Source organism: Prevotella marseillensis (assembly GCF_900625065.1).
Taxonomy (GTDB): Bacteria; Bacteroidota; Bacteroidia; order Bacteroidales; family Bacteroidaceae; genus Prevotella; species Prevotella rara.
In genome coordinates, this window is the sequence record NZ_UYXY01000001.1 from 1,939,081 (window position 1) to 1,953,744 (window position 14,664).

16 protein-coding genes are annotated in these 14,664 nt (G+C 47.6%); all 16 read left to right on the top strand.

What is annotated here, in order from left to right:
• Positions 1 to 90: 90 nt before the first annotated feature.
• The 16 genes from EJL04_RS07945 to EJL04_RS08025 all read left to right on the top strand — a co-directional run bounded on the left by EJL04_RS07945 (position 91) and on the right by EJL04_RS08025 (position 14,659).
• A complete protein-coding gene (locus EJL04_RS07945) occupies positions 91 to 279 on the top strand; it encodes a hypothetical protein (protein ID WP_125104623.1) in 189 nt (62 codons plus the stop codon).
• A gap of 458 nt (positions 280 to 737) precedes the next feature.
• Positions 738 to 1,667, top strand: a complete 930-nt coding sequence (locus EJL04_RS07950; protein ID WP_125104624.1) for a hypothetical protein — start codon at positions 738 to 740, stop codon at positions 1,665 to 1,667.
• Between the two features lie 585 nt (positions 1,668 to 2,252).
• A complete protein-coding gene (locus tag EJL04_RS07955) occupies positions 2,253 to 3,707 on the top strand; it encodes a DUF4992 family lipoprotein (RefSeq protein ID WP_125104625.1) in 1,455 nt (484 codons plus the stop codon).
• 29 nt (positions 3,708 to 3,736) lie between these two features.
• Positions 3,737 to 7,066 (top strand): SusC/RagA family TonB-linked outer membrane protein, encoded by a 3,330-nt coding sequence (locus EJL04_RS07960; RefSeq protein ID WP_125104626.1) that lies wholly within the window; start codon positions 3,737 to 3,739, stop codon positions 7,064 to 7,066.
• 31 nt (positions 7,067 to 7,097) lie between these two features.
• Positions 7,098 to 9,290, top strand: coding sequence for a RagB/SusD family nutrient uptake outer membrane protein (locus EJL04_RS07965; protein ID WP_125104627.1), 2,193 nt, complete (start codon positions 7,098 to 7,100; stop codon positions 9,288 to 9,290).
• A 921-nt stretch (positions 9,291 to 10,211) separates the two neighbouring features.
• Positions 10,212 to 10,622, top strand: a complete 411-nt coding sequence (locus tag EJL04_RS16605; protein WP_241209963.1) for a hypothetical protein — start codon at positions 10,212 to 10,214, stop codon at positions 10,620 to 10,622.
• Positions 10,623 to 10,684: 62 nt separating this feature from the next.
• Positions 10,685 to 11,020: a hypothetical protein gene (locus tag EJL04_RS07980; protein WP_004310306.1), complete on the top strand. Its 336-nt coding sequence runs from the start codon at positions 10,685 to 10,687 to the stop codon at positions 11,018 to 11,020.
• Between the two features lie 7 nt (positions 11,021 to 11,027).
• The gene (locus EJL04_RS07985; protein WP_005643957.1) at positions 11,028 to 11,243 is read left to right on the top strand and encodes a hypothetical protein; all 216 of its coding nucleotides are present in this window, start codon (positions 11,028 to 11,030) and stop codon (positions 11,241 to 11,243) included.
• Positions 11,244 to 11,254: 11 nt separating this feature from the next.
• Positions 11,255 to 11,476, top strand: coding sequence for a hypothetical protein (locus EJL04_RS07990; protein WP_005643956.1), 222 nt, complete (start codon positions 11,255 to 11,257; stop codon positions 11,474 to 11,476).
• A gap of 23 nt (positions 11,477 to 11,499) precedes the next feature.
• A complete protein-coding gene (locus EJL04_RS07995; RefSeq protein ID WP_125103782.1) occupies positions 11,500 to 11,919 on the top strand; it encodes a PcfK-like family protein in 420 nt (139 codons plus the stop codon).
• Positions 11,916 to 13,181 (top strand): PcfJ domain-containing protein, encoded by a 1,266-nt coding sequence (locus EJL04_RS08000; protein ID WP_004310303.1) that lies wholly within the window; start codon positions 11,916 to 11,918, stop codon positions 13,179 to 13,181. The genes EJL04_RS07995 and EJL04_RS08000 overlap by 4 nt, the downstream gene beginning before the upstream one ends.
• A 24-nt stretch (positions 13,182 to 13,205) precedes the next feature.
• Entirely contained in the window at positions 13,206 to 13,463 is a 258-nt protein-coding gene (locus EJL04_RS08005) for a hypothetical protein (RefSeq protein ID WP_005827305.1), read from the top strand.
• Between the two features lie 20 nt (positions 13,464 to 13,483).
• On the top strand, positions 13,484 to 13,714 hold the full coding sequence (locus EJL04_RS08010) for a DUF3873 domain-containing protein (protein WP_005643946.1): 231 nt from the start codon (positions 13,484 to 13,486) through the stop codon (positions 13,712 to 13,714).
• Complete coding sequence (locus tag EJL04_RS08015; protein WP_005643944.1) at positions 13,654 to 13,959, top strand: DUF6956 domain-containing protein; 306 nt, start codon at positions 13,654 to 13,656, stop codon at positions 13,957 to 13,959. The genes EJL04_RS08010 and EJL04_RS08015 overlap by 61 nt, the downstream gene beginning before the upstream one ends.
• 53 nt (positions 13,960 to 14,012) lie before the next feature.
• Positions 14,013 to 14,321: a hypothetical protein gene (locus EJL04_RS08020; RefSeq protein WP_004310301.1), complete on the top strand. Its 309-nt coding sequence runs from the start codon at positions 14,013 to 14,015 to the stop codon at positions 14,319 to 14,321.
• A gap of 116 nt (positions 14,322 to 14,437) precedes the next feature.
• Positions 14,438 to 14,659, top strand: coding sequence for a DUF7688 family protein (locus tag EJL04_RS08025; RefSeq protein ID WP_004310300.1), 222 nt, complete (start codon positions 14,438 to 14,440; stop codon positions 14,657 to 14,659).
• The last annotated feature ends 5 nt before the right edge of the window (positions 14,660 to 14,664 follow it).

Genomic DNA, 14,664 nt, shown 5'->3' on the forward strand with positions numbered 1-14,664 from the left:
CGGCAAACGGCATTGGAAAAGGTATGCTTTTAGATGATGAAACGTGGTGTTTTACGATGTAAAAGGACAGCTTTTACAAGCTGCATGGGCATGTTACGACGCAAGAAGGAACAGAGATATGAAAAAGATTTTAAGAAAAACTCATCACTCATCACAAAGCTGCATAAGGGCCTTGCAGTCAAGGCTTTAGAGTGTGACGAGTTGCATTTCCAACTCATCACATCCGAGGTGAACGGTCTGTTGCGTGATGAGTACGCAAAGCAACTCATCACAACTTAACAATCTGTAAATCAGCATATTAAAAGCTATTGTGACGAGTGATGAGTTTATTAAGATAAGTTTTTTGTATCAGAATTTTGCCGAATCACAATGGCCGCCAGTTTAGCGCTAATAAAAAAACGACGAAATGAATTGGGTAATGATTTGCGAGATTCGGATAGTCACTACGTTATTTGAGCTGCGCTTATTGACATTTAAGCACAATTGGCCATTAGACCGCACATTGTTTTATCTGTTTTGTGTCTTCATGCTTTCAGCCCGTCTTTTAGTTTCTGAACGCTGATAGCCGATTAGGATTAAAGCGCCTGTGCCCATTTTCGCAAAAGGCGTTTCGCATAATCGGGACGCACGAAAGTTAAATTCAGTTAATAGCATTTTCGCTTTTGATTACAAAGCAAATCAGTAATCGTTTAAAGAGAAAAACATCAGAAAATCTATTAACTTAATAAAATTAGCTTATGAAAAAAATTTTTACTTTAGTAGCAGTTGCACTTGCAGCAATGAGCGCAAACGCTCAGGATTATTATGCTGCTGCAACTTATGATGCAGACAAGAACGTAGTAATGGCTGAAGAATTCCAGAATGCTGTTATCGACACTCAGAACGGCAAATCTGTTGTTACCGTAGATCTTACAAATGTAACAATGACAGCAGTAGGCGGCACTACTCCTAAAGAAATAGACAAAGACGCAAACGTATCAGAATGGAATGCCATAGAATGGAAGACCGGCAACCAGGGCGACATCGAGTTTCCTTACGTACAGGGAACAGGTAACCCCTACGTTAAGCTTCTGGCAGAAGAAGTGATTACAGACGGCCAGCCTACAGGCACATACCGTCCTGCATACGAATACTACGAGCCGGACGGAAGCAAGGGTCTGCCCGTGTCAGGACTCTACTATGAGTTCAAGGCTAAGGCTGAAGGAACTCTCGTACTCGGTGTATGGATCAACAAAGGTAACCGCAAGCTCTTCGTTGTAGACAAGGAGACACAGAAGGCTCTGACACCTAAAGTAGACTATACTCTGGACGGATATGAGAACGGCGTGACAAACGAAGACGGCACAAAGGCTTACACCATGGACATCCCTACAAAGGGAACAGAAGGTGACGACCTGTACATCTGGGGTGCAAAAGGCGGCAACCAGGCAATCTGGGGATGGCTGAACATACCTATGAAGGCTGACCAGACCTACATGGTGTTCCTGCACAGCGCACAGATTGGTGTAAGCGATGTTAAATTCAAAGCCGGCACAAGCGGCATCAACGACATAACAAACAACACATTTGACGCTGATGCTCCTGTATACAACCTTGCCGGACAGCGCGTAAGCAAGGATGCAAAGGGCATACTGATTCAGAACGGAAAGAAGTTCATCAGAAAATAAGCCTGATGACGATTGTGTACGAATCGTACGTAAACCAATAAACATCTTTTATACATAACGCACAAATAATCTTCCTAAAGACAGCACGCCTGTCATTAGGAGGATTATTTGCTTTTGGAGGATATGATTAATCCTGACTCTGCTAATCACAGTTTTTCTTTATGACTTGCCACTCCGGCAGCTGCACCATACTGCTGTTCTTTTTGATGAGATGCCCGCAGACACACCAAACGGGCGCAAACGGACAAACAGAAGCATGCCATATCTAATGCGGACATCAAAACACAACCGGCAAAACTCATACATGAAGGATAAAAAAAACATATATTTTCTATGTCTGCCATGCGACAAATATGCACCATCCGAAACGTATCATGTTATAAATCAGCCGTTTACACCAGGAGCAAAAGCGACAAATAGTTTAATGCAACCTTTTGTTTTTATTTTTTATTATATTTTGGTTACATTTTTCTATTATATCCGTCAAAGAATTGTAAAGGAGAAAATATGCCCTGATGCCATGGGCAAGACATACTTGAAAAAACAAATTTAATTATATTGTATAACATTAATAAAAACATTCTTATGAAGAAAAATCATTTTTCACTACGAAGAAAGGCATACGCCCTGATGTCGCTTGCGGCAGGCGTGCTGCTCTTTGCTTCATGTGCGCAGGATGGTTTCGACGAAGAAAGCTTCGACAGCGGTGTATACAACACACAGCTTGAGGCTCCTTCAACAGACGACATCCAAATCACGGCAAGCGCAGATGGAACACAACAGACCATCAGCTGGCCGGTAGTCTATGGTGCAGGCGGCTATCATGCCATCCTGACTAACACTACTGCAGGAGAAGTATTGGTAGACTCTGTCTACGACGGCACTTCATTCGCCGTAGCACGTGTTGAGGACAACAACTACGAACTGTCTCTGGAGGTTCTCGGCAACGAGGAAAGAAACAACACAGGCTGCGACCCTGTAATCAAGACTTTCAACACCTTTGCCGTTGCATTTGCAACAATTCCTTCAGGAAGCGACCTCTGCGAATACTTCCAGAACAACCCTATACCTGAAGGCAACGAAGAGGAACTCGTATACGACCTTGAGGAAGGCGGACAGTATACAGTTTCTAATATTCTTGACTTTGGCGGAAACAAGATACAGCTGCGCTGTACAAACGACCAGAAGAGACCTACAATCACTTATGGTGAACAAGGAACAATACGCACATCAGCTCCTCTGAAACTGAAGAGCCTCAACTTTAACTGCAGCGCATCTGCAAACGAGGCAATAGGACTGAGCGAGACACCTGACGAGAGCATAAAAGGCGCAACAGGCAGCGGCGACTACTACAACATAATGGGTACGCTGCATATCACAAGCTGTAACTTTGAAGGAGTGAACGCCCAGTTTATACACGACAACAACGTGAAATATTGTATTGAGACATGCATCATAGACAACACTGTGGTGAAACTGACATCTACAGCATCAAGCGGCGTAAGCAGCAATGCCATAATCTACTTCAAGTCAGGATTCATCAATAGCCTGACGATACAGAACTCTACTATCTGGCAGGCAAGCACAGAAAGCGATGCAAAATACCTCATCCAGTATAACAACTCAGGACGAAGCACACGTGCCGGATATACAATGAACTATGTTAACTTCATGAACAGCACATTCTACAACATTGCCGGCAGCGGACAAATAGCCAATTACAGCGGATTCAGCGGACAGGCATGCTCAACGTTCCTTATGACCGACTGTATATTTGTAGACTGCTCTGCTGACATCGCACGCCGCTTTATCGGTGGAAGTTTCAGTACAAACCCATCTTATACATTTGCCAACAACACTTATCTGCAGGATGCTGCCACAGACACTTATGACAATGAAGAGAACTACGACAAGAGCGGCACTGCAATAAAGAGCAACCCGCAGTTTGCAGACCCGACAAACGGCGACTTCACTGTCAACGGAGGCGAACAGCTGTCGAAGAGAACCGGCGACCCGCGCTGGCTTCCGGCTGCAGAATAATAATCGATAACAAAAGAAAAACATAAGATATGAAAAGAAAATTCATAAAAGCTCTATGCTTCGGCCTCATGGTTTGTGCTGCCACACCGGCACTGGCACAAAGCCAGACGGTGAAGGGTACAGTCGTTGACGAAAACGGCGACCCTATCATTGGCGCATCTGTCCGCATAAGCGGCAAGGAGGACGCCGGTGTGATAACCGACATAAATGGTAACTACACCATCTCTGCACCCAAGGGCAGCAAGGTGACAATATCCTACATCGGATATCTTACACAGACCGTTGCTCCCGGCGGAAGAACACAAATGCAGGAAGACTCACAGAATCTTGAAGAAGTTGTCGTAGTAGGTTACGGTGTGCAGAAGAAGGCTCACCTGACCGGTTCTGTTGCAACTGTTCCTATGGACGAGATTCAGGACATGACCTCAGGCGGTCTGGCAAGCAGTCTGTCAGGACTTGTCAACGGTCTGAGCGTAAGCGGCGGCGACACCCGTCCGGGCGAAAACGCAACAATGTATATACGTGACACCAACTCGCTCGGCGACGTAGGTAGCGTGGCACAGCAGCCTCTGTTCGTCATCGACGGATACATCTATCCAAACGACGTAAAGGTGGGCAACTCAACACAGAACCTCGGTGCAGAGGCATTCAACAACCTCGACCCGGCAGAAGTGGAGAGCATCTCTGTGCTGAAAGACGCTTCAGCAGCCGTCTACGGTGCACGTGCGGCCAACGGTGTTATCCTCGTTACCACAAAGAAGGGTAAGCTCGGCGCACCGCGCATCTCTTACAGCGGTACATTCGGTTTCACAGACGCCGTATCACATCCCAAGATGCTGAGCGCATACGAGTATGGCCGTCTCTACAACGCTGTTGCAGCAGCCGACCCGAAGAACACATCGCTCAACCATCTTACAGACCTCTATCAGGCAGACGAGCTCAACGCCATGAAGGGCCTCAACTACGACCTGCTGGACAAATACTGGGAGACTGGCGTTACGATGAAGCATAACGTAAACCTCAGCGGAGCAACTGACCGTGCAAGCTATTTTGCAAGTCTTTCTTACTTCGACCAGGACGGTAACCTCGGCAACCTTGACTACAACCGCTGGAACTACCGTGCAGGAGTAGACGTTAAGGTAAGCCAGTGGCTGGGCGCAAACCTCAGTGTATCAGGCGACTACGGAAAGAAGAACACACCTTACATCAAAGTGGGCGGTACTTCTAACGAAAAGGACTACAATATCCTGCTCACACGTCCGCGCTATATTCCGGAGTATGTCAACGGCCTGCCAATCGCAGCATACGGAATAAGCAACACTCAGGTGGACGATGACCAGAACTACTCATTCTCTGAACTGAGAAACAACGGCGACTACAGCCGCACGATGAACTCTAACATCAACATTCAGGGAAGCATCAACTACGACTTCGGATGGAGCAAGATACTGAAGGGACTGAAGCTGAGATTCTCTTACTCAAAGAGCATCAACACAGACAAGACCAACCAGTATGGCTCTGAATACAAAGTGTACACAATGCAGACACGCCCCGGAAGCGGAAGCCACCTGTATACTCCGGTAGAAGGTCAGGACTACAGCCAGTTTATCACAGAGGCGAACCTGCTGCCCCATACAATAGCCAACGGTGACCCGTCACAGCTGAACCGCTCTATGACACGTACAGACAACTACCAGATGAACTTTACGGCGTCATATAACAGAGACTTCGGCGAGCACAGCATCGGAGCATTATTCTCAATAGAGAAATCAGAAGCAGAGAGCGAGTATCTCTATGCCATGGTTTCAGACCCCTACCCCTTCACAACAGGACAGTCAAACTCAGCTGAGGGCGAGACAAAGGTTATAACCTTCACCCGCAGCGAGTCAGGAACTCTCTCTTACATCGGACGTATCAACTATGCATACGCCAACAAGTATCTGGCAGAATTCCTTATCCGTTCTGACGCTTCAACGAAATTCGCCCGGGAAAACTATTGGGGAGTATTCCCGTCATTCAGCGCAGGTTGGGTAATGTCTGAAGAAAAATGGTTCAAGGAGGCTCTTCCATGGGTAGACTTCCTGAAAGTTCGCGGATCATTCGGTATGACAGGACGTGACAACACAGCCGCATGGCAGTGGATGCAGGTTTACGCCCAGGACGCCAACCGCGGTCCGGTGTTCGGTACAGGCATCTCTAACGAAAGCGAGAACCGTATAACCATCAACAAGAACAACTCTGCCGTAAACAAGGATGTTCACTGGGATAAGGTTTACAAAGCCAACTTTGGTCTCGACTTCACCGTACTTGACAACCGTCTGAGCGTTTCTTACGATATGTACCGCGAGTGGAACCGCGACATGCTGATGAACATCAGCCAGGCTATCGAGGGAACAATCGGTACACAGTCGGCAGCAGTAAACCTTGGCGAGATGGACAGCTGGGGCTACGAGTTGAGCGCTACATGGCGTGACAAGATCGGCAAGGACTTCAAATACCGTATCGGTCTCAACACAGGCTACAGCGACAACAAGGTGCTGAACATGGACTTCGCCACAGACTATATCTATCGTCAGATACAGCGCGGCGGACGTACAGACATCGGTCTGTGGGGTATGCAGTGCATCGGCATGTTCCGTTCATTCCAGGATATTGAGGAGTATTTCGACAAATACAACATCACATCTTACCTCGGAATGAGCAAAGACGAGGTTCGCCCGGGTATGCTTATATATAAGGATGTACGCGGACCGCAGCAGGAAGACGGAACATACGCAGAACCTGACGGCGTGGTAGACAAGGACAACGACCAGGTATGTCTGTCTAACCGCAACAATCCTTACAGCGTTACAATGAACCTCGGCGCCGACTACAAGGGATTCTCTCTCACAGCCCAGCTGAGCGCTTCATGGGGTGGATACAGCTTCGTTGACGCTTCTGCACTGAAGTCAGGCTCAGGCGTAGACGACCTCGAGTTCACCAACATGCCTTCATTCTGGAATGTTGACAACATGTACTCATATCAGGACATATACGATGCAGCCGGCAACCTCGTAGTAGCTGCCAACCGCAACGGAAGCCTGCCTAACCTCGCTTACCAGAGCGTAAACGCAATAACATCATCGTTCTGGAGAATAAGCGGAACACGAGTAAAACTGAGCCGTCTGACACTGGCCTACACTATTCCGTCAAGCCTCGTGAAGAAAATCGGTATACAGTCAGCCCGCGTAAACGTTACAGGCCAGAACCTGCTGAGCTTCTATAATCCTTATCCAGACAACTTCATGGATCCGATGTGCAGCTACGGTTCTTATCCTACACTGCGTCAGTTTACAGTTGGAGTAAATCTTACATTCTAAGAAAATATAACCGTTTAATAGAATTTTATCAATGAAAACAAATATAATAAAAGTGTTCGGACTTGGCCTCATCGCAAGTATGACCATCACATCATGTAGTGATGACTTCCTTGAGGAAAAGAAGAACTACGATAACGTAAATACAGGTATTTACGACACAGAAGAGGGATGCCTGCGCCGTGTATACGACGTTTACAGCTGGTGTCTGCCTACGGTGAACAGCGACCCCACATGGCAATATCCTTCTACAGGAAGCAACGACACTCAGGCACAGTCGACTGAGGAGTACAGCGGCTTCGGAGCATTCGTTGATCCGCAGAACCCACTGTCTGTAATGAGCGGAACATCTGTTCCTGACTATTTCTTCGGTACTCCGAACAACATTCAGAACAACGCATGGGGACGTATCCGCAACATCAACGACGCCATTGAAGGCATCTCAGGCGGCGCCCTCTCACAGGAGAAGAAGGACGAATATCTCGGACAGCTCTACTTCTTCCGTGCATGGTGCTACTATAACCTCGTGAAATTCTACGGAGGTGTGCCAATCGTAACAGAAGTGCAAGACCCGGTAGAGGGTGTTGTAAACCCTCGCCGTTCAGCAAAGGCTTGTATCGACTTCATCCTCAGCGACCTTGACCAATCAGCCAAGATGCTTGCTGACAAGACTATGAACGGCGGCTGGTCGAGCGACGAATGGGGTATGGTAACAACAGGAACAGCCCTCGCGCTGAAAGGCCGTGTGCTGCTGCTGTGGGCCAGCCCGCTGTTCAACCGTGCCAACGACGAGACACGCTGGAAGAACGCATACACACAGATGAAGGCCGAGCTCGACTCTATCAACTCTTGCGGCTATGGTCTGTTCACATCTACAAACAACGTAAACGGTTCAGACTTCGCACTGCAGTTCAACCAGAGCGACAAGAACCCTGAGGCTGTGTTCGTAACTCTCTACAACACTGTACAGGCCGGCGACGGTCAGAAGAACAGCAACTGGGAGCGTTATATCCGTCCGAAGAACACAACAGGTTCTGGCAAGAACGCTTCTGCAATGCTGGTAGACATGTTCCCGATGGCTGACGGTAAGCGCCCGGCTTCTGCCGACACTTACACAAAGCTCGAGGCTTCGTCTATGACATACGACCGCGAACATCCGTTCATGAACCGCGACCCGCGTTTCTACCGCACATTCGCATTCCCCGGCTTCCGCTGGGCTTACAACGGCAACAGCAGCGTTCAGGAGGCAGATCCTAACAACCCGCTGTATGACGACGGAAAGAATTATGAACTCTGGAACTACGTATGGTATACAGACCTCGACGACCAGGGCGACCCTGAGAGCGGAAACGACTATGGTGCAGACAACCTGCTGACAAACTGCTCTGGCGTTTACGTGCGCAAGCGTTCTGACGACTACGACGTAAATACAAACTCTATGTACACCTTCACCGGTACAGCAAGCAACGGCGGATTTGCTTATTCAGCTCAGCCTTACATCGAGCTCCGCTACGCAGAGGTGCTGCTCAACCTTGCTGAGGTTGCATGCGGTGCAGGTGAGTTGACAGACGCCGTAAGCTATCTGAAGCAGGTTCGTGCCCGCGCAGGCTACACCGGCGAGAACAACTACGGACTGCAGAGCAACCTTGAGTCAGACCAGGCTGCATGTATGTCGGCCATTCTCTATGAGCGCCAGATAGAGTTTGCATACGAGGGCAAGCGTTTCGACGACCTTCGCCGCTGGATGCTCTACGACGGTGGTGCAACAAAGGTTGAGGGTGCGCCTTCAACATGGACACTGACAGGATGGGGCGGCAACACATGTACATGGCTCGGCTTCAAGCAGCTCAACGGACAGCGCCGTGAGAACATGGAATTCCGCGTAGCCGACAAGTATGGTGTTGGCGGAACAACAGCCGACAGCGACCCGCTGCTGAAGAACGGCGGAACACGCTGTGCAGCAGTAGACCTCCGCAAGGAGCTCAACCCGCAGCTGGAAACTCTGAAGACATGGTACAGCGACAACCTCGTTCGCAAGGACAAGAAGGGCGACTCTTACGACCAGAACAAGGTTAAGCTCTACATGAACTTCCTGCCTCGCTACTACTTCCTCGGACTGACACAGGGAGCACAGAACAACAACAAGGCTCTGGAGCAGACCATCGGTTGGGAAGACAGTCAGCATGGAGGTTCAGCCGGAACATTCGACCCGCTGGCAGACGAATAAACATAGCTAATCTATATAAGAAGAGGCATGCCGCAAATGGCATGCCTCTTTTTTATATCCATACACAAGGCTGACGGAGAAACATCAGACACGAGCCGCAGACACGCCGACTCCAACCATAAGCCTGCACCACTCTCTGCCCTACCGACACATTCATGCATTCTGCAAGCAATTTACTTTATACCGAGTGAAAGCCAACAGCCCTTGACCGTAAATTCTGCCCTTGCTGACAACCTAAGCGGCACCAATCAGCACAAAGCAAAACCATGATGCGGCAAAATCAGAATGACATACTTGTAACAAAAGTCAAAAAACACCAACTGACAAAACAAAATGTATATTATGAAAAGACTATTTTGCCTTAATTACATAGATATTTTGTAATTTTGCAGTGAGAAGTTACGAAAAGAGTGTAATTTATTGGAAATGAGCATTGGGTAATCGCTCATAATAGTAATAGGTTACGAATTAGTTAGTTATCTACTGCATTATTCTTCTGTGCGTTGCGTAACCTTCAAAGAACTCTTCGTATGCAAAAGTAACAATAAAACGGGAGATTTAGAAATGAATCTCCTGATTTTTTCTTCTCACACAAGTTTTTCCGTAAAAGCGATTTTATCCGTCAGCACACCATCGCCCAAAAAGATTTTGAACGAACGTGTGCCGACTGCCGCATAAGCGGAGAAAAGGGCTTTGCCTCACGCCTAAACAATAGTTTAGACTGATGAGACAAGGCCCCTTTCTTTTGTGCTTATGCCAAAGAGGTGCTTTTACGGGGTTTTGACGATTTTTCTTTTTTCGTTGTCCTTTTGAGCCGGAAGCGGAAAGCCGTGTATGACCGCACATTCCATAAATGGAACAAGCCGTCACTCACAGCATACAATCCGGGAAGAATGATTTTATCCATCCGACCAAAGACGTTTGGCCAAACAGATAAAAACATACTTCCTTGCCGATGGTTTGCCTGGTTTCACGCTACCGGCTATGTTCTTTTCTGTTGGGGATGTCTTTCTCACGGATTTCTCTTTTGAAGTTTTACTGTCTAATCTGCCTCTACTTCCGTTTACCTCCATTTTCGCGCCTTTCAGTGAGCCGCATCAGGCAGTCATTTTCGTGCTGGGTGCAAAGGTAACTCCGGGATTGTACGGGAAAGCAAGGTCAAGCCTCCTGTTTTCTGGAAAAATCTCCAGCCCTTCGGGTAGTATTTTCCCGAAAAACCTTGCATTCCCTAATCCCTACCTTTTTAAGCACCCGAAACGAAAACGACCGATGCGACAGAAAGACGCATTAAAAAAAATGTCGGATAAACGAGAGGCAGATAAGATAGTTTGAAACTCAACTCCCTCAGCTCTTGAATCCGCATTAAAAAACAAAAAATCAAAAACAAAACGGATATGAGAACGGCAATAGCAACAAAATTCGTGGCATGGGAAGTACCAAGTTTGGAGAACCTGCAAGGCAGCAAGGTGTACGGACTTCGCACCAAACTGAACAATGGTGAGAAATTGAGCCGAGAGGAAAAGGATTGGCTTACACGCAACGTGAACAGCAACACCTATTTCAAGAGCGCAGTACCCTTGCAAGGTTGGATGTTTGACTTTTCCGACATTCTCCGAACCTACATTGTAAAGCAGTATGGGCATTGGGCGGAATACAAGGCTACCGACAAGACGGCACTCCGCAGTTTCCTATACGGCAGGATAGACAGCATCGTGGAACTTAACAAATGATACGGCTATGACAGCAACGGTAAATTTCAGACAAATGGCGCAATACATAGGGCTTGCGATATGCACCCTAATCATGCGCACCGCCTTTTGGGTGTCCGGCATCCTTTGGTACATCGTCAGAGAGATAATAAACGGAGTGTTCCGAGTGGCAATAGGGGTAATCGTGGCTATTCTTTCCGTTATCCTGTTCTTCGGCTTCATTCTTTGGTTATTCACCCTTTAATCCCTACCGACATGGCAAAGAGAAGAAGCAAGACAGTGGAGCAACAATGCAGATACTACGAGGTGGGCAACATCTTCGAGTACATGGTGGAAACATACCTCAACGGCAATATGTCCGTGTTCCGTGGACTCTACCACGAACTGAACAAGAACGCACGGAAGGACTTTATAGACTTCCTATTGAGCGAGGTTGAGCCGATTTATTGGAGGGAGATTTTGAAACATACTATTTGACAACTCATAAAAACGACAGCGATATGAAAGGAACAGACCATTTCAAGAGAACGATACAGATGTATTTGGAACAACGTGCGGAGGAAGACACGCTCTTTGCGAAGAGCTACCGCAATCCAGCCAAGAACATTGACGATTGCGTAACCTACATTCTGAACTATGTGCAGAAAAGCGGTTGTAACGGCTTCACGGACGGAGAGATATACGGACAAGCAGTACACTACTATGACGAGAACGAGATTGAGGTGGGCAAGCCTATCCAATGCCAAGTGGCGGTGAACCACATTGTGGAACTCACGGCAGAGGAAAAAGCAGAAGCACGTCAGCAGGCAGTCCGCAGATACCAAGACGAGGAACTCCGCAAGTTGCAGAACCGCACCAAGCCGACAAAGGCGAAAACAGAAACCCAAGTTCAACCCTCATTATTTGATTTTGGCTTATGAAACCGAGAAACAAATTTGAAAAAGCAGTTCTTGCCCAAAGCAAGAAACTACGCCCGATAACCCCGATACAGATAAATTGGGCATTCCGTAATTGCGTGGAGCATTATGCACACCGCTTGCCGAAAGGTCGTACCACTTGTATGGATTGCGGTCATAGTTGGGTAATGACGGAGCAGACCGAGCATTGTACGTGTCCCGAATGTGGAGCAAGTTTGAAAGTCTGCCTCACCTATCAGCGCAAGGTAAGACAAAAGCAGTATTTCACAACCCTTACCACAAGCGGAGAATACCAAGTGCTACGAATGTTCTTGCTTGTCGTGGGTATGGAGAAAGGGGTTAATGCCAAGTCCTATGCCCTTGAAATCGGGCAGTATTGGTGGAATGAACAAGGGCGTAAGGCTGTTGTTGCCATTCCACGCACATTGGGATGCTACATCGACACGTTCTCATTCGCTTCTCCTTTTGCTATCCGCAATGACAATGAAGCGTACCGCCATATCTCATATTCCCCGATATATCCAAGATATAAGGTGTTGCCGACGCTCCGCAGAAACGGCTTTAACGGCAATTTCCACGACATTGTACCCACCAAACTAATACCGGCATTATTGTCGGACAGCCGTGCGGAAACGCTGTTGAAGGCAGGGCAATATCCCATGTTGCGCTACTATCTGTACCACTCTTTCAATATTGGAGAGTATTGGGCTTCAATCAAGATATGTATCCGCAACGGCTATACTATTGAGGACGGCTCAATGTGGCGTGACACCATAGACCTCCTGCGTCATTTCGGCAAGGACACAAACAGCCCGAAATACGTTTGCCCTGCCGACCTCAAAGTTGAACACGACAAGTTGGTGGCAAAGCGCAACCTGCAAAGGAAACATGAGCGGACTGAACAGCAACGCAGGAAAGCGATTGAGGACGAGAAACAATATCTGAAAGCTAAGGGCATATTCTTCGGACTTGCCTTTACCGACAGCCTTATTTGCGTCAAAGTCATAGAGAGCGTGGAAGAAATGGCAGAGGAAGGAAGGACGATGCATCATTGTGTGGGCGGTTACCACAAACGAAAAGACTCCCTTATCCTATCCGCCACCATTGACGGAAAACGAATTGAAACGATAGAGGTGTCACTAAAAACTTTTGAGGTGGTGCAGTGTCGTGGCGTATGCAACGAGAACTCCGAATACCACGACCGCATCATCGCCCTTGTGAACAAGAACGCCAACCTTATCCGCCAGCGGATGAAAGCGGCATAATATCGACATCTAACAACTAACATTATGGAAGTAAGATTTGAAAGCATGGTTTTCCTATGGGATGATAAAATCCCCACGATGTTCCTTGAATTTATGAACCTCCTCACTCTTTGTCAGAGTGAGGAGCAATTAAGGGCGAGCGTCAAGGACTTTGCCGAGAAACACGAACTTGACAAGTTCTTCCTTTACGGCTTCGGCTCTCATCATTTCTACCTGCACCAACGCTACACGAGCGACCCCGAAATGGTGATGCAACACAGAGTGCTGTCTGTACATTTCTAATCATCTAAATAACAACGACTATGGCAACAAAAATGACAATTAACGGAGTAAGCACCTGCCAATCGGCAGGAACGGAGAACTACGAGAAATTCCAAACGGGTATCGGCAGACGCAAACGCACCCTTGTGCAATACGACTACCGCCACACGGACGGGGAACTTTTCTCTTGTGTCAAACCCACATTAGACGAATGTCGAGCCGCACGGGACAAGTGGCTAACGGCAAAGGAAAGGAAGGAGGAGAAGCGATGAACGAAGCAGGCTACCAAACGCTGATAGTCAAATTCAGCGAACCCATTACGGCATTGGACGGCATCTTTGACGATGCCGAAGCGTGGGGAGTTGATACCCTAAAGGGGTGGATAGACAGCTATGAAAGCAGCCGTTTCACTGCCATTGACAGCCATACGGCAGTCATCACGAGCGAGTATAACATGGAATGTCTGAAAGAGTGGCTGGAAAAATGCACACCCATAACCGAGAAAACAGAATTTTGAACATTGGGGCGGTGTCCGCACCGCCCGAACCATAAACCTAAAAGACAACGGATATGATAGCAAAGACAATTTTAGAGCAGATTGGCGGCAGACGCTTTGCCGCCATGACGGGAAGCAAAGACTTCACAGACATGGGCAACGGCTTGCGCATGAGCCTTGCGAGGAACAAGACCAGTGCCAACCGCCTTGACATCATCTATGACGGAGGGGCAGACCTATACAATATGCGTTTCTACCGCAAGACGTTCAGCAAAAAGACATTCGAGAGCAGGACGAAGGACATTGAAACGCACGAGGGGATATATTGCGATATGCTGGAGGAAATGTTCACGATGGTAACGGGACTTTACACCCGCTTTTGAGGGGTGGGCGGCAAAAGCCGCCTACTTTCTTTCATGAGCATGATGGCGGATAAGAAAGTAGGCAAAGAAACCTTTGTACCAATCTACGATAGTATTCACAAAAACAAGTTTTAATCATGGAAACAATCAGACAGAACGGAAAAACCATCTTGTACAGCAACGACGGCATAAGCATAAAGATGGTTTTCAAGAACCTTACGGGCAGGAATTTTCAAGGTCAGGAATATACAGACTATATCCGGCATATCGCAATCGGCAGCATGGGATTTTCACCCGGTATCATAGAGCATTGCAGGGACGGTGAGGTTGCAGGCAAAGGGACAATCCCGAATGTATGAAAACT

Bases quoted from the DNA above. Each gene is read 5' to 3' on its own strand.
- EJL04_RS07945 (WP_125104623.1), top strand. From the start codon at position 91: ATGTTACGACGCAAGAAGGAACAGAGATATGAAAAAGATTTTAAGAAA.
- EJL04_RS07950 (WP_125104624.1), top strand. From the start codon at position 738: ATGAAAAAAATTTTTACTTTAGTAGCAGTTGCACTTGCAGCAATGAGC.
- EJL04_RS07955 (WP_125104625.1), top strand. From the start codon at position 2,253: ATGAAGAAAAATCATTTTTCACTACGAAGAAAGGCATACGCCCTGATG.
- EJL04_RS07960 (WP_125104626.1), top strand. From the start codon at position 3,737: ATGAAAAGAAAATTCATAAAAGCTCTATGCTTCGGCCTCATGGTTTGT.
- EJL04_RS07965 (WP_125104627.1), top strand. From the start codon at position 7,098: ATGAAAACAAATATAATAAAAGTGTTCGGACTTGGCCTCATCGCAAGT.
- EJL04_RS07980 (WP_004310306.1), top strand. From the start codon at position 10,685: ATGAGAACGGCAATAGCAACAAAATTCGTGGCATGGGAAGTACCAAGT.
- EJL04_RS07985 (WP_005643957.1), top strand. From the start codon at position 11,028: ATGACAGCAACGGTAAATTTCAGACAAATGGCGCAATACATAGGGCTT.
- EJL04_RS07990 (WP_005643956.1), top strand. From the start codon at position 11,255: ATGGCAAAGAGAAGAAGCAAGACAGTGGAGCAACAATGCAGATACTAC.
- EJL04_RS07995 (WP_125103782.1), top strand. From the start codon at position 11,500: ATGAAAGGAACAGACCATTTCAAGAGAACGATACAGATGTATTTGGAA.
- EJL04_RS08000 (WP_004310303.1), top strand. From the start codon at position 11,916: ATGAAACCGAGAAACAAATTTGAAAAAGCAGTTCTTGCCCAAAGCAAG.
- EJL04_RS08005 (WP_005827305.1), top strand. From the start codon at position 13,206: ATGGAAGTAAGATTTGAAAGCATGGTTTTCCTATGGGATGATAAAATC.
- EJL04_RS08010 (WP_005643946.1), top strand. From the start codon at position 13,484: ATGGCAACAAAAATGACAATTAACGGAGTAAGCACCTGCCAATCGGCA.
- EJL04_RS08015 (WP_005643944.1), top strand. From the start codon at position 13,654: ATGTCGAGCCGCACGGGACAAGTGGCTAACGGCAAAGGAAAGGAAGGA.
- EJL04_RS08020 (WP_004310301.1), top strand. From the start codon at position 14,013: ATGATAGCAAAGACAATTTTAGAGCAGATTGGCGGCAGACGCTTTGCC.
- EJL04_RS08025 (WP_004310300.1), top strand. From the start codon at position 14,438: ATGGAAACAATCAGACAGAACGGAAAAACCATCTTGTACAGCAACGAC.